This is a genomic window from Ectothiorhodospira lacustris (assembly GCF_022227845.1).
Taxonomy (GTDB): domain Bacteria; phylum Pseudomonadota; class Gammaproteobacteria; order Ectothiorhodospirales; family Ectothiorhodospiraceae; genus Ectothiorhodospira; species Ectothiorhodospira lacustris.
In genome coordinates this window covers 198,483-217,523 of record NZ_JAJNQN010000003.1, presented here as the reverse complement: position 1 = coordinate 217,523, position 19,041 = coordinate 198,483, and the positions used below count along the sequence as shown (strand labels likewise).

General features: G+C 63.8%; 16 protein-coding genes. 8 read left to right on the top strand and 8 right to left on the bottom strand.

Annotated features, from left to right (window positions below; genetic code table 11):
* Positions 1-729: 729 nt before the first annotated feature.
* The 3 genes from LQ956_RS04245 to metK are packed head-to-tail and all read left to right on the top strand — an operon-like array spanning position 730 to position 3,575.
* A complete protein-coding gene (locus LQ956_RS04245; RefSeq protein WP_238622620.1) occupies positions 730-1,542 on the top strand; it encodes a glycine/sarcosine N-methyltransferase in 813 nt (270 codons plus the stop codon).
* The gene (locus tag LQ956_RS04240) at positions 1,539-2,372 is read left to right on the top strand and encodes an SAM-dependent methyltransferase (protein WP_238622621.1); all 834 of its coding nucleotides are present in this window, start codon (positions 1,539-1,541) and stop codon (positions 2,370-2,372) included. Before LQ956_RS04245 ends, LQ956_RS04240 begins: the two co-directional genes overlap by 4 nt.
* Before the next feature lie 45 nt (positions 2,373-2,417).
* Positions 2,418-3,575 (top strand): methionine adenosyltransferase, encoded by a 1,158-nt coding sequence (metK, locus tag LQ956_RS04235; protein WP_238622622.1) that lies wholly within the window; start codon positions 2,418-2,420, stop codon positions 3,573-3,575.
* Between the two features lie 46 nt (positions 3,576-3,621).
* Here metK and LQ956_RS04230 read toward each other — a convergent pair whose 3' ends face one another.
* The 3 genes from LQ956_RS04230 to LQ956_RS04220 are packed head-to-tail and all read right to left on the bottom strand — an operon-like array spanning position 3,622 to position 7,228.
* Positions 3,622-5,949, bottom strand: a complete 2,328-nt coding sequence (locus LQ956_RS04230; RefSeq protein WP_238622623.1) for a Tex family protein — start codon at positions 5,947-5,949, stop codon at positions 3,622-3,624.
* 56 nt (positions 5,950-6,005) lie between these two features.
* The gene (gene hslO, locus LQ956_RS04225) at positions 6,006-6,863 is read right to left on the bottom strand and encodes an Hsp33 family molecular chaperone HslO (protein ID WP_238629543.1); all 858 of its coding nucleotides are present in this window, start codon (positions 6,861-6,863) and stop codon (positions 6,006-6,008) included.
* Positions 6,860-7,228: an arsenate reductase gene (locus LQ956_RS04220; RefSeq protein ID WP_238629541.1), complete on the bottom strand. Its 369-nt coding sequence runs from the start codon at positions 7,226-7,228 to the stop codon at positions 6,860-6,862. The genes hslO and LQ956_RS04220 overlap by 4 nt, the downstream gene beginning before the upstream one ends.
* 185 nt (positions 7,229-7,413) lie before the next feature.
* Between LQ956_RS04220 and LQ956_RS15085 the strand changes: the two genes are divergently transcribed.
* Positions 7,414-7,524, top strand: coding sequence for a hypothetical protein (locus LQ956_RS15085; RefSeq protein ID WP_430733396.1), 111 nt, complete (start codon positions 7,414-7,416; stop codon positions 7,522-7,524).
* Here the strand turns inward: LQ956_RS15085 and LQ956_RS04215 are convergent.
* The gene (locus tag LQ956_RS04215) at positions 7,514-9,433 is read right to left on the bottom strand and encodes a methyl-accepting chemotaxis protein (RefSeq protein ID WP_238629540.1); all 1,920 of its coding nucleotides are present in this window, start codon (positions 9,431-9,433) and stop codon (positions 7,514-7,516) included. The genes LQ956_RS15085 and LQ956_RS04215 overlap by 11 nt on opposite strands.
* A gap of 294 nt (positions 9,434-9,727) precedes the next feature.
* Between LQ956_RS04215 and LQ956_RS04210 the strand changes: the two genes are divergently transcribed.
* The 4 genes from LQ956_RS04210 to ppk1 all read left to right on the top strand — a co-directional run bounded on the left by LQ956_RS04210 (position 9,728) and on the right by ppk1 (position 14,810).
* A complete protein-coding gene (locus LQ956_RS04210) occupies positions 9,728-10,312 on the top strand; it encodes a superoxide dismutase (RefSeq protein ID WP_238622626.1) in 585 nt (194 codons plus the stop codon).
* Positions 10,313-10,587: 275 nt separating this feature from the next.
* Positions 10,588-11,766 (top strand): acetylornithine transaminase, encoded by a 1,179-nt coding sequence (locus LQ956_RS04205; protein ID WP_238629539.1) that lies wholly within the window; start codon positions 10,588-10,590, stop codon positions 11,764-11,766.
* Between the two features lie 10 nt (positions 11,767-11,776).
* A complete protein-coding gene (gene argF, locus LQ956_RS04200; protein WP_238629538.1) occupies positions 11,777-12,712 on the top strand; it encodes an ornithine carbamoyltransferase in 936 nt (311 codons plus the stop codon).
* Between the two features lie 25 nt (positions 12,713-12,737).
* Positions 12,738-14,810, top strand: coding sequence for a polyphosphate kinase 1 (ppk1, locus tag LQ956_RS04195; RefSeq protein ID WP_238623239.1), 2,073 nt, complete (start codon positions 12,738-12,740; stop codon positions 14,808-14,810).
* A gap of 3 nt (positions 14,811-14,813) precedes the next feature.
* On the opposite strand, the gene ppx is transcribed toward ppk1, so the two are convergent.
* From ppx to LQ956_RS04175, 4 genes are all read right to left on the bottom strand, one after another.
* Positions 14,814-16,313, bottom strand: a complete 1,500-nt coding sequence (ppx, locus tag LQ956_RS04190; RefSeq protein WP_238623240.1) for an exopolyphosphatase — start codon at positions 16,311-16,313, stop codon at positions 14,814-14,816.
* A gap of 95 nt (positions 16,314-16,408) precedes the next feature.
* Positions 16,409-16,939: a SixA phosphatase family protein gene (locus LQ956_RS04185; RefSeq protein WP_238623241.1), complete on the bottom strand. Its 531-nt coding sequence runs from the start codon at positions 16,937-16,939 to the stop codon at positions 16,409-16,411.
* Positions 16,940-16,973: 34 nt separating this feature from the next.
* A complete protein-coding gene (locus LQ956_RS04180; protein ID WP_238629536.1) occupies positions 16,974-18,224 on the bottom strand; it encodes an inorganic phosphate transporter in 1,251 nt (416 codons plus the stop codon).
* Between the two features lie 35 nt (positions 18,225-18,259).
* Positions 18,260-18,940 carry a TIGR00153 family protein gene (locus LQ956_RS04175; RefSeq protein WP_238623243.1) on the bottom strand — a complete coding sequence of 227 codons (681 nt, stop codon included), beginning with the start codon at positions 18,938-18,940 and terminating at the stop codon, positions 18,260-18,262.
* Positions 18,941-19,041 lie beyond the last annotated feature (101 nt).

The window sequence follows — 19,041 nt, the reverse complement described above, 5'->3', positions numbered from 1 at the left end:
TTACATCAGTTCAAAGCAAATCCGGTGCCAGTTAGGATGGCTCGCCCAAAAACCGTTTAACCTGCTGTTTACAGGGGTTATCAAGCCATCCCGGATCCATCGCTCATGCCAGCTTTCGTTGTCGACTTTGCGACAAAAAAAGCGCATATACGACAAACTCGAAGCTCAACCTGAACACTCAATCCCCATGGGTACGTATTAAAATGCGGGATAACCCCTTGAAATTCTGATTCAACTTGCTCAAGGTAGAAAGATGCACCGAAACGACGAGTAGTCGCTGCATGCGGCCCGCGGAGGGCCGAGCCTGCCTTGTCGTCACTCCCGCGAAGGCGGGAGTCCAGGGGTTTGAGTCTATCGCTGGATTCCCGCTTTCGCGGGAATGACGGAAGAGGCCTACTGCAATAATGCAAAGGCCACGGCAATAAAACGCAAGGACTGCGGGATTAGCTTGTTCAGGGCATTCCAATAAGCGCCCTACCTGCCCACCGGACGCTACCGCGTCCCTTGCATCCCGGGGGCTTCTCCCCAGGACGGCATCAAGGGTCGTTACGACGACCACCTCATGGTCCCGAATCAGCCGACAGGCTTCGCGGACACCACCAGCGGCTCAACACGGGCCGGACAGCGCGCACCCACTTCGGGCATTCGGCCGCGTCTGTCATCCACATCGTGAGGGTGCACAGCGCCCCGCGTTTCAACGTCCATCCAATCAGATGGCGGGAGACCTCGATGTCAATCACCATGACCAAGCAGGATTTCGGAACCAAGCCGGTGGAACGCCGGGAGACGGACAACTACGTCCGTGAATACGTCGAACCCTTCGTGGACAAATGGGACGAACTCATCGACTGGGACAGTCGGGCCGCCAGCGAAGGGGATTTCTTCATCCAGGTACTCAAGGAACGGGGCGCAAAACGGGTCCTGGACGTGGCCACCGGCACCGGTTTTCACTCCATCCTGCTGCGGGAGGCGGGATTTGACGTGGTCAGTGCCGACGGCAGTGCCCAGATGCTGGCCAAGGCCTTCGACAACGGCCGCAAGCGGGGCCACATCCTACGCACCACCCAGGCGGACTGGCGGGAACTGAACCGGGACATCTACGGCCGCTATGACGCCGTGGTCTGTCTGGGTAACTCCTTCACCCACCTGTTCAATGAACACGACCGCCGCAAGGCCCTCGCCGAGTTTTACTCCGCCCTCAACCACGACGGTCTGCTGATCCTGGACCAGCGTAACTACGACGCCATTCTGGATCACGGCTACTCCAGCGCCCACACCTTCTACTACTGCGGTGACAACGTCTCGGTCCACCCCGAGCACGTGGACCCGGGGCTGACCCGTTTTCGCTATGCCTTTCCCGACCAGTCGGTCTACCACCTGAACATGTATCCCCTGCGCAAGGCCTATGTGCGCCGCCTGATGCGGGAGGTGGGCTTCCAGGGCATCGAGACCTACGGCGACTTCAAGGAGACCTACCAGGAGAAGGAGCCGGATTTCTTCATCCACGTCGCCGACAAGCGCTACACAGGGGACAAGGCATGAGCCACTACGAAGGTGCCGTCGCCACCGCCCGCGACTACTACAACAGCGATGACGCCGATACCTTCTACCACCGGGTCTGGGGTGGCGAGGACATTCACATCGGCCTCTACGAAACCGATGACGAACCCATCGGCGACGCCAGCCGCCGCACGGTGGCCCACATGGGCGACATGCTGGGAGATATCACCCCCGAGCACCGGATCCTGGATCTGGGCGCCGGCTACGGCGGTGCTGCCCGCTACCTGGCCGGCAACTTCGGCTGCCATGTCACCGCCCTGAATCTGAGCGAGGTGGAAAACGCCCGCAACCGCCAGACCAACCGGGCCCAGAAGTTGGACGATCGCATCGAGGTGGTGGACGGCAGCTTCGAGGACATCCCCTGCCCTGATGCTCAATTCGACGTAGTCTGGTCCCAGGATGCCATCCTGCACAGCGGCCGTCGGGCTCGGGTGCTGGAGCAGGCCGCCCGGGTCCTCAAGCCCGGCGGGGTCTTCATCTTCACCGACCCCATGGCCACCGACGACTGCCCGGGCGGGGTCCTGCAACCCATCCTGGACCGCATCCATCTGGAGACCCTGGGCTGCCCAGGTTTCTACCGGGAGACCGCCGGGCGGCACGGGCTTAAGGAGATCGGCTTTGAGAATCACAGCCACCAGTTGCCACGCCATTACAGCCGGGTCCTGCGGGAGACCGAGGCCCGGGAAGCGGATCTGGCCGGCAGCATCTCGCCGGACTATCTGGCGCGCATGAAGAAGGGTCTGCAGCACTGGATCGACGGCGGCCACGCCGGGCACCTGTGCTGGGGCATCTTCCGCTTCCGCAAGGCCTGAACCCCTCCACTCAATCCGTTCCAAGGACAATCCACAGACATCCCTATGAACAAAACCTACCTGTTCACCTCTGAATCCGTCTCCGAAGGCCATCCGGACAAACTCTGCGATCAGGTCTCCGACGCCATCCTGGATGCCTACCTGGCCCAGGACCCCAAGGCCCGCGTCGCCGCCGAGACCTTCGCCCAGACCGGCATGGTGCTGGTGGGGGGCGAGGTCAAGTCCACCGCCACCATCGACCTGGAAAAACTGGTACGCCGGGTGGTGCTGGACATCGGCTATGACCACTCCGACAAGGGCTTTGACGGCCACACCTGCGCCGTCCTCAACACCCTCGGCGCCCAGTCCATGGACATCAACCAGGGCGTGGACCGCAGCCGCCCCGAGGACCAGGGGGCCGGTGACCAGGGCCTGATGTTCGGCTACGCCTGCAGCGAGACCGATGTCCTCATGCCCGCCCCTATCCACTTCGCCCACCAGCTGGTCCGCCGCCAGGCCGAAGTGCGCAAGAACGGGACCCTGCCCTGGCTGCGTCCTGATGCCAAGAGCCAGGTCACCTTCCGCTATGAAGGCGGCAAAGCGGTCTCTGCGGAAGCCGTGGTGCTCTCCACCCAGCACGCCCCGGAGATCTCCCAGCAGGACCTGCAGGAAGCGGTGATGGAAGAGATCATCAAGCCGGTGCTGGGGTCCCGGTGGCTGCACAAGGCCACCCGCTTTCACATCAACCCCACCGGCCGCTTCGTCACCGGCGGCCCGCTGGGGGACTGCGGTCTCACCGGCCGCAAGATCATCGTCGACACCTACGGCGGCATGGCCCGCCACGGCGGTGGTGCCTTCTCCGGCAAGGACCCGTCCAAGGTGGACCGCTCCGCTGCCTATGCCTGCCGCTACGTGGCCAAGAACATCGTTGCTGCCGGGCTGGCGGAACGCTGCGAGGTCCAGGTTTCCTATGCCATCGGTGTGGCCGAACCCACCTCCATCGCCGTGGAGACCTTCGGTACCGGCAGGATTGATGAGCAGCGGCTGACGGAACTGGTACGGGAACACTTCGACCTGCGGCCCTACGGCATCCTCACCATGCTGGCGCTGGAACAGCCGGTCTACCGGCCCACCGCAGCCTACGGCCACTTCGGCCGGGAGGACCTGGACGTGACCTGGGAGAGGACCGATCGGGCCGAGGCGCTCCGGGCGGCGGCAGGCTGATGCCGTGTCATCCTGCTCCCCATAAGGGGAGCAGGACCCCGCCACCCTACTTGCGGCCCGCCGCCGCCTTGAGCGCCGCCGCCAGCGCCCCTTCCGGCTGCGGCTCGGTACGGGCCGTCTCCTTGCGCACCGCGCCACCCTTGCGCCCCTGACCACCCCGGGCCTCCCGCGCGGACGGACGGCCGGGCGCCTCCCTTCCCGGCTCATCGTCCAGACGCATGCTCAGGGCAATCCGCTTGCGCTCCAGATCCACCTCCATCACCTTCACCTTCACCACGTCACCGGCCCGCACCACATCCCTGGGATCCTTGATGAAACGGTCCGACAGGACCGAGATGTGCACCAGTCCATCCTGGTGAACCCCCACGTCCACGAAGGCACCGAAGTTGGCCACGTTGGTCACCGTGCCCTCCAGCACCATCCCCGGCTGCAGGTCCTGCAGGCGCTCCACCCCCGCCTTGAAGGCCGCGGTACGAAACTCCGGCCGCGGGTCCCGGCCCGGTTTGGCCAGCTCGGTCAGGATGTCCCGCACCGTGGGTTCGCCGAAGGTCCCGTCCGTGAACCGGGATGGGTCCAGCCGTTTGAGGAAGGCCTCGTCACCGATCAGCTCGCGCACGTCCCGGCCCGTCTCTGCCACGATCCGCCGCACCACCGGATAGGCCTCCGGATGCACCGCCGAGGCATCCAGCGGATCCTTGCCCCGAGGGATGCGCAAAAAGCCTGCCGCCTGCTCGAAGGCCTTGGCCCCCAGACGGGGCACAGCCTTCAGGGCGCTGCGGCTGGCAAAGGGTCCCTGCGCACTGCGAAAGGCCACAATATTCTCCGCCAGCGTGGGCCCCAGGCCCGACACCCGGGCCAGCAGCGGCACCGAAGCGGTATTCACATCCACCCCCACCCCGTTCACGCAGTCCTCCACCACTGCCTCCAGCTTGCGGGCCAGCTGCCCCTGGTTGACGTCATGCTGATACTGGCCCACGCCGATGGCATTAGGTTCGATCTTCACCAACTCCGCCAAGGGGTCCTGCAGTCGCCGGGCAATGGACACCGCCCCGCGCAGGGACACGTCCAGGTCCGGCAGCTCCGCCGAGGCCAAGGCCGAGGCGGAATACACCGAGGCCCCCGCCTCGGAAATCACCACCTTGGTCAGCCCCAGTTTGGGGTTCAGGCGCATCAGTTCCCCCACCAGGGCATCCGTCTCCCGGGAATAGGTGCCGTTGCCGATGGCCACCAGGTCCACTTGGTGCTTACGGGCCAGGGCGGACAAGGTCTCCAGGGTCTCCTGCACCTGGTTGCGGGGCGGGAAGGGATAGACCGTGGCCGTCTCCACTACCGCACCTTGGCCGTTGATCACTGCCACCTTCACGCCGGTGCGCACCCCCGGGTCCAGACCCATGGTGGTGCGAGAACCGGCCGGGGCGGCCAGCAGTACGTCCTGCAGGTTGGCGCCGAAGACCCGGATGGCCTCCTCGTCCGCCAGATCCCGCAACCGGCGCTTGAGGGCCACATCCAGATGAATGGACAGCTTGGCCCGCCAAGCCAGGCGGGCGTGTCGAGCCAGCCAGGCATCCGCCGGCCGACCCTTGTCAGACAGCCGGAAACGTCGGGCAATGGCCGCCTCGCCGGGCGAGGTGGCGGTCTCCTCCTCACCCCGGGCCTGAGCCTCGGTCCAGGCCACCTCCAGTCGCAGGCACTCCTCCGCCTGCCCCCGGAACATGGCCAGGGCACGATGGGAAGGCGCCTTGCTCAGAGGCTCCACGTGATCGAAATAGTCACGAAAGCGGGCACCCGCCTGCTCCTTGCCCGGCACCACCCGGCTGACCAGAAAGCCCCGTTCCCAGCCGAAATTGCGCAATTCATCGATCAGGTCCGCGTCCTCGGCAATGCGCTCCATGAAGATGTGCCCGGCCCCTTCCAGGGCGGCCTCCACGGTGATGTCCTCGGTGGCGTAACCGGCGGCCACCGCCTCGGGCACCAGGGCAGGATCCGCCAACAGGGCATCCAGCAACGGTTCCAGGCCGTTCTCCCGGGCGATCTGGGCCTTGGTGCGGCGCTTTTTCATGTAGGGGCGGTACAGATCTTCCAGGCGGGTCTTGGTATCCGCCTCGCGGATGGCCGCGCCCAGGGAGTCGGTGAGCTTGCCCTGTTCCTCGATCGCCTTGAGCACCACCTCCCGACGGGCATCCAGCTCCCGTAGATAGCCCAGGCGTTCCTCCAGGCTGCGCAGCTGGGCATCATCCAGACCGCCGGTGGCCTCCTTGCGGTAACGGGCCACGAACGGCACCGTGGCGCCGCTGTCCAGCAGTTCCACGGTAGCCTTGACCTGATCGGGACGGACGCCCAGCTCCTGGGCGATACGATGGGAGATGTCAGTCATGGAATGAATCGGTCCACTCAAAGGGATAAGTATGGGCGAAGGACGTTGCCGTGCGCCTAATGCAGCGTTGGCGGCGTCTCATCGAAGATGGTGGCGATCGCATCCCGATCCAACCGATATTCCCGGTTGGCCAGATCATCCCGGACGATGACGGCACCCTGTTCCCGCAGCACCGCCTCGACTTCCTCGCGCCCCAGGGAACGCAGCATGGCACGCACCTTGTCCCAATCCTCCGGGGTATCGTGAATCACGCTGCGGGCTTCGAACACCCGGACGGTCTCTTCGGGGAAGAGGCGGGAGAGTAGCGCATCCGGGGATAGACTGATGAGTTCGTCATCGGTGACCGTGGTAGCCAGTTGCTCGACACGGTTCCAGCCATCGGGATCACGGGTGTCCGCCGAGGGCAGTTTCTGCAGGAACAGGCCCGCGGCCCCTTCGGGCGTGGCGGTCAGGAACAGTCTTGAGGGCAGCTGTTCGGACAGGCCCAGGTAGTGTTCGAAGATGTCGCCGATACCCTCCCCCTCCAGGGGGACCACGCTCTGCCAGGGCTGGCGCATGCTGGATAGATCCAGGGACAGCACCAGCTGTCCGTCCCCCAACAGTGCCCTGGCCGTACCCTGCTCGATATCCTCCACGGACTGGGCCAGGGCGCGCAGGTTAAGGCGCTCGTCACAGTCCACCACCAGCAACGAAACGGGACCGGTACCCCGCAGCTGGAATGTCACGCGACCGGACTGTTTCAGGGCTTCGGTAATGAAGAGGGAGGTGACGCACATTTCGCCCAGCAGCCGGCTCACCGGCTCCGGATAGTGACGGTCGGCGACGATCTGCCGCCATGCCGGCCCCAGGCGTACGACCGCCCCTCGAATGTCCAGTTCGTCCAGCAGAAAACGCTGTAGTACATCCTCGTTCATGCCAGCACCTCCCGATAACGATCGACATCAAATCCCACCAGAACCCGCTCTCCACACTCCAGTATCGGACGCCTGATCAGGGTGGGATGCTGCATCATCAGCGCACAGGCCCGGGGCTCGTCCAAGGCTTCCCGCGCAGCGGCGTCCAGACGGCGCCAGGTGAGGCCGCGCCGGTTAATCAGGCCCTCCCAACCCGCCTGGCGGCACCAGTGGGGCAGCCTGTCGGCCACGATACCGGCCTGCTTGTAATCGACGAATTCATGGGCAATCCCGGCATTGTCCAGCCAGACCAGGGCCTTCTTCATGGTGTCGCAATGCCTGATGCCGTAGAGGCGACACGGATGCGGTGCATTAAAACCTGACATGTGCCCGAACAAGCTCCTGATGAGTGAAACGAAGGGCCTATTCTAGCGGGAGCAGATCCATCTGTGGGACGGGCTAAGCCTGTCGAAGCCCGCTGGTGAATCAAAAGCCCGATAGAGCGCTCGTCCTGAAAGGATAGCGCGCGGCACAGGAGCTTCCCTTGCGGGGACTCGCAAAGCGCCGCTAAATCGCCGTCTATCCCGAGCACGGCACGACACCCAGCGAACTGCTGACCCGGGCGGACGCGGCCATGTATGAAGCCAAGCAAAGACCGGCCACTGCGCCCATCAAACCCTGAATCGCCCCACAACCAACCGGAGTTCTTCCGCAAGCCTGGAAAGATCATGGCTGGCCTGGGTGGTCTGCAGCACATTATCCTTGGAGTGTTGGGCCACCTCGTTAATGCGATGAATGCTCTGATTGATGTCGTGCACGGTGGCACTTTGTTCCTCGGCAGCACTGGCGATCTGCTGGGTCATGTCATTGATATGGGTCACCGCCTGGGTAATACGGTCCAGGGTGCTGCCCGCCTCGCCGGCCTGCTCCACACTGCGCACGGCCCCGTTGCGACTTTCTTCCATCACGGACACGGCAGAACTGGCGCTGGTCTGAAGCCTTTCGATCATGCTCTGGATATCCGCTGTGGATTTCTGGGTACGACTGGCCAGGGTTCTGACTTCATCGGCCACCACGGCAAATCCCCTGCCCTGCTCTCCGGCCCGGGCGGCTTCGATGGCCGCGTTGAGTGCCAGCAGATTGGTCTGTTCCGCCACATCCCGGATCACCTGCAGGATCGAGCCGATGCTTTCGGTATCCTTGCGCAGGGCCTCCATGGCCGCCGCCGTGCGGGTGACATCAGCCGCCAACCTTTCGATGGTGGTGACCGTGTGATCAACCACCGTCTTGCCGGATCTGACTTCAGCCAGGGTCTGAGTGGCGCTATCCGCGGTGGACTGCGTGCTCCGCGCCACCTCCTCCACCGTGGCGGTCATCTCGTTCATGGCCACCGCGGCACTGTCCATCTGCAGGGCCTGCTGCTCCATTCCTCGTTCCGTTTCACCATTGATCTGGGAAAGCTGAGTGGAAGCTGCCGCCACTTCATTGGCATAGTTGGCGACATCCCCCATCATGCCGCGCAACTGCCCTTGCATTCTGGAGATGCCGGCCAGCAGACTGTCGTTGTCCCCTGGCTGCAGCGTTACCTCCCTGGTGAGGTCGCCTTCGGCCACCCGTTGCACCATTTGCGCTGCGTAGACAGGTTCACCGCCCAGGATGCCGCGTACGGAACGTCCCACGAACAGGCCGATGGCAACGGCGATGACCACCATGGTCCCGGCAATGATGACCAGATTGCGCAACATCTCCCTCACCTCGGCCAAGGCATGATATTCCTCTTCTTCGAGGATCAGTCCCCAGCCCAGCGTCGGAATGTAATTGTAACTGCCGATCACCGGCACGCCGGCAGCGTTGAGATAGTGCCCAAGACCGCTTTGCGATTGACGAATCGCCCTCACGGCCTGAGTATCCAGCGGGGTGCCTGCCTGACCGATGGACGCCGACGGGGTCAGCGGCATGCCGTCGGCGCCATTGACCAGATAGACCTCCACAAACCCTCCCACGCTCAGGGCGCTGACCTGGGTAAATATGGTCTGCAACTGAACGGCCCCCCGCATGACGCCGACGAGGCGCCCCCCGTCGCGAATGGGGATCGCCACGGTGCTCACCAGATTACCGGTGGCCCTGGAGACCACCGGACGGGAAAACACGTCCTCCCCGGCAACGGCACGCCGGAACCAGTCACGATCCGCCACCCGGAAGTCACTGACCTCTCTGTGTGACATGACCCGACTGCGGGCTGCACCGGCGATGCCCTGACCACGGGGATCGACCACAATGATGGTGTCATAGAAACCGGACTGGGCCATCGCCTGCAACAGCGGTTCCAGTGCCTCGACATCCATGTTACGCGCAGCCTCAATACCCGCCAGGAATCTCATCTCGTCCTGGCGGACCATCAGCCAACTGGTGAAAGCATCGGTGTTCATTTCACCGATACCCTGAAGTTCCGTCTCCACCGCCTCGCTGAAGGCGGCCCGGTATTGCAAATAGACCACGCTGGAAACCACCAGGATGCTCGTCAGCACCAGCACCACCAGGATGGCGGTGATCGTCCTGCCAAACCCCAGCCATGCCATCAGGCGTTTCATATCCCTCTCCCCTCTCTCGACCCTGCCGAAACATCTGCAAAATTTAAAATAATTCTAAATTTATGATATGCATTCAAGGCGCAACCCGCCAGTCAACCATCGAGACGGATTCACGACTGGTGCACCCGTCCCGACGCACGGCAACGCAGGTTCCGGCCTCGGTCACATCGCCCCCGGGCTTGCATGACCCGGCACAAACGGTCAAGGTTTGCATTGCACCCCTATCGTGCTCTATCTTTAGAACATTTCCAAAAATATGCACTGCCCCGAGGCAGCCACAAGGAGAACATCGCCATGACGCACCAACTGCCAGAACTGCCCTACGCCAAGGACGCCCTGGAACCCCACGTCTCCGCCGAAACCCTGGAGTTCCACCATGACAAACACCATGCAACCTATGTCACCAATCTGAACAAACTGATCAGCGGCACCGAGTTCGAAAACCTGTCTCTGGAAGAGATCGTCAAACAGGCCCCTGCCGGCGGCATCTTCAATAATGCCGCCCAAGTGTGGAACCACACGTTCTACTTCAACGGCCTGAGCCCTAACGGCGGTGGCGAGCCCACCGGCGCCCTGGCCGAGGCGATCAACGCCGCCTTCGGTTCCTTTGCCGAATTCAAGGAGAAGTTCGCCGCCTCCGGCGCGGGCAACTTCGGTTCCGGCTGGACCTGGCTGGTGAAGAATGCCGACGGCAGCCTGGAGATCGTCAATACCAGCAACGCCGCCACCCCGATCACCGAGACCGACAAGACCCCGCTGCTGACCATGGATGTGTGGGAGCATGCCTACTACATCGACTACCGCAATGCCCGGCCCAAGTACATCGAGGGCTTTTTCAATGTGGTGAATTGGGACTTCGTCGCCGACAACTTCGGCTGAATTCCCAGGTACACCCCATGGGAACGAGTACCGTGGGAGTGGCCCTCGGCCGCGAACGGCAATGCCTGTGAGGCCACCCCATTCGCCGACAGGCCGACTCCCACGGCAGCTTGCCGCCGACTCAAGATCCATTACAGATTGAAGGCCCTTTGCGCCCCGCTGCGGGGCGTCGTATGATGAGCGTTTGTGTCATTTCCTAACCGGCGCCCAGTGCGCCCGTGAACAGCCGGCAGCCATGGGCTGCCTTTTTTCGTTTTTGGAGGGGAGCAAACCGAATGTCAGACGCCCTCATGCAGAACTACAAGCGACAGCCCGTTGCCTTCGTACGGGGAGAGGGTCCTTGGTTGTGGGACGATCAGGGCCGGCGCTATCTGGACGCCCTGTCCGGCATCGCCGTCTGCGGCCTGGGCCATGCCCATCCAGCCGTGGCCAAGGCCCTGTGCGAGCAGGCCGGGCAACTCATCCACACCTCCAATCTCTATGAGATCCCTCTGCAGACCCGGCTCGCCGAGCGCCTGACCGCGCTGGCCGGCATGGATCGCGCCTTCTTCTGCAATTCCGGCGCCGAGGCCAATGAGGCCGCTATCAAGCTGGCCCGCCTGCATGGTCACCACAAGGGCATCTCCCGCCCCACCGTGATCGTCATGGAAGGCAGTTTCCATGGCCGTACCCTGGCGACTCTGACCGCCACCGGCAATGCCCGCATCCAGGCAGGTTTCGCCCCTCTGGTGGAAGGCTTCATCCGCGTGCCCCACGGTGATCCGGCGGCGGTGGAAGCCCTGGCCGATCACCCGGACGTGGTGGCCATTCTGGTGGAACCCATCACCGGGGAGGGGGGTATCCGCATCCCACCCGCCGACTATCTCCAGGGACTGCGGGCGATCTGCGACCGCTCCGGCTGGCTGCTGATGCTGGACGAGATCCAGGCCGGCATCGGCCGTACCGGGACCTGGTTCGCCTTCCAGCACGAAGGCATCACTCCGGATGTGCTAAGCCTGGCCAAGGGCCTGGGCAACGGCGTCCCCATCGGCGCCACCCTGGCGGCGGGCGTGGCCGCCGACCTGTTCACCCCCGGCACCCACGGCACCACCTTTGGTGGCAACCCGCTGGTATGTCGGGCCGCCCTAGCGGTGCTGGACACCCTGGAGCAGGATGCCCTCCCGGCCCGCGCCGAAACCATGGGACAGTATCTGGTGGCGGCTTTCCGGGCTCGCCTCGGCAAGCATCCCGCCGTGCGGGACATCCGCGGCAAGGGCCTGATGCTGGGCATCGAGTTGGACCGGCCCTGCGCCGAACTGGTGGCCCTGGCCCTTGAGGCGGGCCTGCTCATCAACGTCACTGCGGAGCGGGTCATCCGTCTGCTGCCGCCCCTGATCATCGAGCGGGCCGAGGCGGACCAGATCGTGGATACCGTCTCTGACCTGGTGGAACGGTTTGCGGCCCAGGCCGCCTGAGGAAATGCCCATGGCTGTGCGTCACTTTCTGTCCCTGCTGGACCTGTCCGCGGAAGAACTGCGTCACCTGATCCACCGCGCCATGCAGATGAAGGCGCAACTGCGACAGGGCGAGGCCTACGAACCCCTCAAGGGCAAGACCCTGGCGATGATTTTCGAAAAATCATCCACCCGCACCCGGGTCTCCTTCGAGGTGGGCATGCAGCAACTGGGAGGACATGCCATCTTCCTCTCCCCCAAGGATACCCAGCTGGGGCGGGGCGAGCCTATCGAGGACTCGGCGCGCGTGCTCTCGCGCATGGTGGACATCGTCATGATCCGTACCTTTGAGCACGAGAAGGTGGAGCGGTTCGCCGCCAACTCCAAGGTGCCCGTGATCAACGGTCTGACCGACCTGGAGCACCCCTGCCAGCTGCTGGCGGACCTGCAGACCTGGTTCGAATTGCGGGGTGACATCGCCGGTCGCACCGTGGTTTGGGTGGGAGATGGCAACAACATGTGCCACAGCTACATCCATGCCGCCGAGCGCCTGGGCTTTGAGCTGCGCATTGCCTGTCCGGAAGGCTATGACCCGGACCCGGTGATCCTGGCCGCGGCCGGTCGCAGCGCAGCCATCGTGCGGGATCCCATGGCGGCGACGGCGGGGGCCGATCTGATCGTCACTGACGTCTGGGCCAGCATGGGACAGGAACAGGAACAGGCCGCCCGCCGCCGGGCCTTCGGGGATTATCAGGTCAATGCCGCCATGATGGCGCAGGCCGCGCCGGATGCCCTATTCATGCACTGCCTGCCCGCCCACCGGGAGGAAGAAGTCTCCACCGAGGTGCTGGAAGGCCCGCAAAGCGTGGTCTGGGACGAGGCGGAGAACCGCCTGCATGCCCAGAAGGCCCTGATGGAATTCTTGCTGGTGGGCCATGGTCGGCAACAGGCGGCGTCACCGGAGTGACATCCGGGTGGTATAGACTGTGGGGATGACCGACATCGACCTGACCAACCCGGAACTCTATCTCAACCGTGAGCTGAGCCTGCTGGCCTTCAATCAGCGGGTGCTGGAACTGGCCAAGCAGGACACGATTCCGCTGCTGGAACGGCTGCGGTTTCTGTGCATCTCGTCCACCAACCTGGATGAATTCTTCGAAATCCGAGTGGCGGGACTCAAGCAGCAGCTGCAACTGGGCGTCAACACCCCCGGGCCGGACGGCCTGAGTGCCACCGAACAGCTTGCCCGGGTTTGCCAGTTGGCGCACACCCTGGTGGATGATCAATACGCCACCCTCAACGAGATACTCATCCCCGCCCTGGCCGAGCAGAACATCCACTTTGTTCGCCGCACCCATTGGAGCGATGAGCAGACCGCCTGGGTCAAGGACTTCTTTGACCGTGAACTGCTGCCGGTGCTGTCTCCTCTGGGTCTGGACCCGGCCCATCCGTTCCCGCGCATCCTCAACAAGAGTCTCAATTTCATCGTCACCCTGGAGGGCAAGGACGCCTTCGGCCGTGAAAGCCGCATGGCGGTGGTCCAGGCCCCTCGCTCCCTGCCCCGACTGGCCCGCCTGCCCCGGGAACTGGCCAAGGGTGACTACGATTTCGTCTTCCTGTCCTCCATCCTCCACGCCCATGTGGGTGAACTGTTCCAGGGCATGACCGTGACCGGCTGCTATCAGTTCCGGCTCACTCGCAACTCGGACCTGTTCGTTTCCGAGGAGGAGATAGACGACCTGCTGATGGCACTGGAGGGGGAGCTGCCCCAGCGCAATTACGGCGAAGCGGTGCGGCTGGAGGTGGCGGATAACTGCCCGACCAAGGTGGCGGAGTTCCTGCTGCGCCAGTTCAAGCTAGGACCTGACGACCTCTATCAGGTCAATGGCCTGGTGAACCTGAACCGGCTCATGGCCGTGCACGAACTGGTGGAGCGGCCTGATCTGAAATATCCCTCCTTCGTACCCGCCCTGCCCCCGGCCCTGACCGGGGCTGCGGACATTTTCCACACCATCCGACGCGGAGACGTACTCCTGCATCATCCCTATCAGTCGTTCGTGCCGGTGGTGGAGTTCATGCGCCAGGCGGCCCGGGATCCGGACGTGCTGGCCGTCAAGCAGACCCTCTATCGCACCGGGGTACGTTCCCAGCTGGTGGATATTTTGGTGCAGGCCGCCCAGGCGGGCAAGGAGGTCACGGTAGTGATCGAGTTGCGCGCCCGGTTCGACGAAGAAGCCAATATCCAGCTGGCCAATCGTCTGCAGGATGCCGGCGCCCATGTGACCTACGGCGTGGTGGGTTACAAGACCCACGCCAAGCTGGCCATGGTGGTACGCCGGGAAAAGGACCGGATCCGGCGCTATGTGCATCTGGGTACCGGCAATTATCACGCAGGGACCGCCCGGGCCTATACGGACTACGGTCTGCTCACCGCCGACAAGGTGATCGGCGAAGACGTACACAAGGTATTCCAGCAGCTCACCGGCCTGGGCAAGGTGTCCAAGCTGAAGAAATTGCTGCAGGCCCCCTTCACCCTGCATTCCGGGATGCTGGAGCGGATCGAACGGGAGATCGAGCATGTGCGCTCAGGCAAGCCGGGGCGGGTACTGGCACGGATGAATTCCCTGATCGAACCGAGGTTGATCCAGGCCATGTATCGAGCCTCCCAGGCGGGGGTACGGATTGACCTGGTGGTGCGCGGGGTGTGCTGTCTGCGGCCCGGGGTGCCGGGGGTCTCGGACAATATCCGGGTACGTTCGGTGATGGGGCGGTTCCTGGAGCACTCCCGGGTGTTCTATTTCCAGAACGGTGGGGAGGCCGAGGTGTACCTGTCCAGCGCCGACTGGATGCCGCGCAACTTCTTCCGGCGGGTGGAGGTGGCCTTCCCGGTGGAAGTGCCGGAGCTGCGGGACCGGGTGCTGCAGGAGTCCCTGCTGGCCTACATCTCGGACAACACCCAGGCCTGGACGCTACAACAGGACGGCAGTTATCGCCGTCTGAAGGCGGCCTCCAACCACAAGCCCCGCTCGGCCCAGGATGAGCTGTTGGGCAAGCTCACCGGCTGAGCTTCACTCCACCTTGAGCTTGAACTGAGCGGCCTTCAGATGACCTGACTCCCGCTCCAGGTCCGCGCGGGTCAGGGGGTTGGCCTCCAGCCAGCCGGGCGCGAACCGCAGTTTGAGGCCCTGATCCTTCGACTTCAGACCCTCAAGGGCCGGTACGGCATCCGTGCGGGAACGGTGCAGCAGCACCGCCAGACGCAGCAACACCGCCAGACGCAGCATGGGACGACGTTCCAGGATCGGCAGATCGTCAAACAGCTTAACGGGAAACTTGCGCCGATGGGCACGCACCAGCAGGGCGATGCGGCGCTGCCCCTCCAGGGTGAAACCGGACAGATCCGCATTTTCCACCATATAGGCACCATGCTTGTGAAACTGACTGTGGGAGATGGACAGCCCCAACTCATGCAGACGCGCCGCCCAGACCAAGCTGTCGGCATGGTCCTGATCCAGCCCCCAGGTCTCCGCCACCTGGTCCAGCAACAGCAGGGCCGTCTGCTCCACTCGCCGGGCGTGATCCGGCTCCACCTGAAAGCGCTTCATGATGCCGTCGATGGTACGGGTGCGCACATCCTCGTGGCTGATGCGCCCCAACAGGTCATAGACCAGCCCCTCCCGCAAAGCCCCATCCGATACTCGCATCTGCCCGATGCCCAGCGCCTCGAACACGGAGAGCAGCACCACGACCCCGCCGGGCAACACCGGGCGGCGCTCGTCGCTCAGGCCCTTGAGTTCCACCTTGGCCATGTCCCCGGCCTTGATCAGGGTCTGACGCAGCAAGTGCAGTCCTTCCAGGGTGATGCCCTCCCGGCTCCAACCCTGCTCCCGCATGATTTTGTCCACCGCCAGCATGGTTCCGGACGCCCCCAGGGCCTCCTGCCAACCGACCCGCCGATAGGTCTCCTCGATGGGCTGCAGTTCCAGGCGAGCGCCGATCTCGGCGGCACGCCAGGCGGTCTCGGTGATGATGCCTTTGGGGAAATAGAGCCGCCCCATGCTCACACAGCCCATGTGCAGGCTTTCGGTGTGGCTGGGTTCGAAGCGCTCCCCAAGGATCAGCTCCGTACTGCCGCCGCCGATATCCACCACCAACCGCCGTCCGCCGTCGTCCGCCAGACTGTGGGCCACCCCCAGATAGATCAGACGAGCCTCTTCACGACCACCGATCACCTCGATGGGATGCCCCAGGGCGCGGGTGGCCAGCTCCAGGAACTCATCGGCATTGCGGGCCTTGCGCAGGGTGTTGGTGCCCACCGCACGCACACTGCCCACGGGCAGGTCACGCACCCGCTGGCCGAACTGGTTGAGGCAGTCCAGGGCCCGGGTTACGGCCTCGGGGCCGATGAATCCGCGGTTATCCAGGCCACTGGCCAGGCGCACGGACTCCCGCAGCCGGTCCAGCATGTGAACCTCACCGTCACGGACGCGGGCAACGATCATGTGAAAGCTGTTGGAGCCCAGATCGACGGCGGCGACGGTCTCGGGGGGCTTGCGGCGTCGGAACATGAAACTTTGCCTCTCTCGGGGGGCGGGATATCGGCCCTCAAGGGGCCGAGTCTAGCAAGGTAAGATGTCGAGAGGATAACAGGCCGGCGACCCCATCACGCCAGCTTGCGCAACTGCCCCTGGGTCATCAGCCAGCGGAGCATGGCGCTTCCCGGCTGCGGGCCGCGCATCAGGTCAAGGCAGCAGGCCCCGCCCTTCTTCATTCGCACCAGCGACCGCCGCTCCCCGGCCAGCAACCAACCGGCCAGCAAAGACAGGTGAGGCTCGTGCCCCACCACCAGCCGGGTCTGCCGGGCAGGCTGTCCCCGCAGCCAGTCCAGGAAAGACTGGGGGTCCGCCTCAGGGACCAGGACCGGCGTAGACGCGATCTCAGCCCCGGGAAACACTTCTTTGAGGATCTGAGCGGTCTGGGCCGCCCGGACATACGGACTGGTGACGATGTACACCGGCCCCTCCACCAGGCGGTGAAGCCCCCGGGCAGCCCGCCGCATGCGGCTGACACCTTCATCTGTCAGAGGGCGCAGATGATCCTCCCGGCCGCCGGCGGCAAACTCGGCGGCATCCCCCGCCTGGCTGTGACGCACCAGGACCAGACTCCGCAGCGGATGACCTGTCTTCTGCGGCATGGGTCGATCTCCTGTACAAGTACCTACCAGGAGCCTAGCCCAAAGCGGCCCGGAGGATGAGGAAGAAGATGATGGACAGCAGGGCCCCGGCCGGCAGAGTGATGATCCAGGACATGAAGATGGCCCGCACGACACTGAGATTGATGGCCGCGATGCCCCGCGCCAGGCCCACGCCCAGGATGGCCCCCACCAGGGTATGGGTAGTGGAAATGGGCAGTCCGGTGCCGGAAGCCAGGACCACGGTCATGGCGGCCGCCAGGGTGGCGGCAAAGCCGCGACTGGGCGTGAGCTGGGTGATCCCCGTGCCCACGGTGGCAATCACCCGGTGACCATAGGTCACCAGACCCAGCACGATGCCGGCCCCGCCCAGGAGCAGGATCCACATGGGCATGGCGGCATGGACCGAGACCTCGCCGGTCTGCACCACGCTGACCACCGCCGCCAGCGGACCCACCGCATTGGCCACGTCATTGGAACCGTGGGCAAAGGCCATGGCGCAGGCGGTCACCAGCATCAGCACGCCGAAGACCTTTTCCACGTTGCTGAAGTGAAAGTCCCGGTCATCGGCCGGATCGAACCGCAAGCGACGGATGGCCATCAGCCCCAGACCCGCCGTGATCAGGGCAAAGACGGCGGCGATGCCGTAACTTTGAATCGCGGAGAAATCCAGCCCCAGGTGAGTCAGACCCTTGAGCAGGGTGATGAGGGCGGTGAAGAAGGCGGCGAGGAAGATGTAGAAGGGGACGTAGCGCTTGGCGTTTTCCAACGGATTGGGTGTATCCAGAATCAGGATCTGGACACTGCGGAAAAGGACGAAGGCAACCACCCCCGACAGGGCAGGCGACAGGATCCAGCTGATGGCAATGGCCCCCACCTTGCCCCATTGCACGGCTTCCATGCCGATGGCCACGATGGCAAAGCCGATGATGGCCCCGACAATGGAATGGGTGGTGGACACCGGCCAACCGAAGATGGACGCCACCAGCAGCCAGGTCCCTGCCGCCAGCAGGGACGCCAGCATGCCGAAGACCAGGATCTCCGGTGTCCCCGACAGCAGGTTGGCATCCAGCATCCCGGAGCGGATGGTCTGGGTCACCGCCCCGCCCGCCAGCCAGGCACCGGCAAACTCGAAGATGGCGGCGATGATCACTGCCTGTTTAATGGTCAGGGCACGGGATCCCACCGAGGTGCCCATGGCATTGGCTACGTCGTTTGCGCCCACACCCCAGGCCATGAAAAAGCCGAAGATGCACGCCAGGACGATGAATAGCGTCGCGTATTCCATAGGATTGTCAGTTTTTTATGGGTCTGTGGGGAGGATCAGTGGGCCAGCATGAGTCGCAGGCGACTGCCGACCCGCTGTGCCAGGTCGGCCAGGTCACCGATCTCGTCGATGATCCGGTACATGAAGATCACATCCACCGGCGGCAGGGAGCGTTCCATGGCAAAGAGTTCGGCACGGACCTTGATCTGGATCCGGTCGGTATCGTGCTCGATGGTGTCCAGTTCCTTGAGGATGGACTCCATCACATCCACTTCATGTCCCCGAAAGCCGGTCTCCACCAGGTCTTCCAACTCATGCACGGCCTGGGAGGCCTTGCGGGTGGCCTCGGTGCTGCGGCCCAGGAAGTCCCTCAGCAGGAAATGGAGATTGTCGGGGAATGTCATCCGGCGGCCCAGAATCAGGCCGGCGATGTCCTTGGCGGTATTGGCGATGCCGTCCTGGACGGTGAGGGCTTCCAGGACATCCCGGCGTGACATGGCCAGCATCATACCCTTGGGCAGATGCTGGCGCAGATCCTTCTTGAGCAGGTCCGCCTCGTGTTCCAGTTCGGCAATACGGTTGCGCCGGGCTTCGGCCTGCTCCCAATCCTGAGCCATGGCCGCCTCCATAAAGGCGGGCAGTTCCGCCACGCAGGCCTGCACCTTTTCGGCGTGGAGCTGCAGAGGACGAACCGGCGACTTACCGAACAGATCGAAGAAATAACTCTTTGGAGGCATGGGATAACCAGACCTGGAAAACCGCGATTGTAACGGAATTATGACGCTGGACGGGAGATTCAGACCCGCCATTCACGCGGTTGTCATGAAATATTCATATT

What these genes read in the sequence shown, in the direction of transcription:
- LQ956_RS04245 (WP_238622620.1), top strand. Translation starts at nt 730, where the DNA reads ATGTCAATCACCATGACCAAGCAGGATTTCGGAACCAAGCCGGTGGAA.
- LQ956_RS04240 (WP_238622621.1), top strand. Translation starts at nt 1,539, where the DNA reads ATGAGCCACTACGAAGGTGCCGTCGCCACCGCCCGCGACTACTACAAC.
- metK (WP_238622622.1), top strand. Translation starts at nt 2,418, where the DNA reads ATGAACAAAACCTACCTGTTCACCTCTGAATCCGTCTCCGAAGGCCAT.
- LQ956_RS04230 (WP_238622623.1), bottom strand. Translation starts at nt 5,949, where the DNA reads ATGACTGACATCTCCCATCGTATCGCCCAGGAGCTGGGCGTCCGTCCC.
- hslO (WP_238629543.1), bottom strand. Translation starts at nt 6,863, where the DNA reads ATGAACGAGGATGTACTACAGCGTTTTCTGCTGGACGAACTGGACATT.
- LQ956_RS04220 (WP_238629541.1), bottom strand. Translation starts at nt 7,228, where the DNA reads ATGTCAGGTTTTAATGCACCGCATCCGTGTCGCCTCTACGGCATCAGG.
- LQ956_RS04215 (WP_238629540.1), bottom strand. Translation starts at nt 9,433, where the DNA reads ATGAAACGCCTGATGGCATGGCTGGGGTTTGGCAGGACGATCACCGCC.
- LQ956_RS04210 (WP_238622626.1), top strand. Translation starts at nt 9,728, where the DNA reads ATGACGCACCAACTGCCAGAACTGCCCTACGCCAAGGACGCCCTGGAA.
- LQ956_RS04205 (WP_238629539.1), top strand. Translation starts at nt 10,588, where the DNA reads ATGTCAGACGCCCTCATGCAGAACTACAAGCGACAGCCCGTTGCCTTC.
- argF (WP_238629538.1), top strand. Translation starts at nt 11,777, where the DNA reads ATGGCTGTGCGTCACTTTCTGTCCCTGCTGGACCTGTCCGCGGAAGAA.
- ppk1 (WP_238623239.1), top strand. Translation starts at nt 12,738, where the DNA reads ATGACCGACATCGACCTGACCAACCCGGAACTCTATCTCAACCGTGAG.
- ppx (WP_238623240.1), bottom strand. Translation starts at nt 16,313, where the DNA reads ATGTTCCGACGCCGCAAGCCCCCCGAGACCGTCGCCGCCGTCGATCTG.
- LQ956_RS04185 (WP_238623241.1), bottom strand. Translation starts at nt 16,939, where the DNA reads ATGCCGCAGAAGACAGGTCATCCGCTGCGGAGTCTGGTCCTGGTGCGT.
- LQ956_RS04180 (WP_238629536.1), bottom strand. Translation starts at nt 18,224, where the DNA reads ATGGAATACGCGACGCTATTCATCGTCCTGGCGTGCATCTTCGGCTTT.
- LQ956_RS04175 (WP_238623243.1), bottom strand. Translation starts at nt 18,940, where the DNA reads ATGCCTCCAAAGAGTTATTTCTTCGATCTGTTCGGTAAGTCGCCGGTT.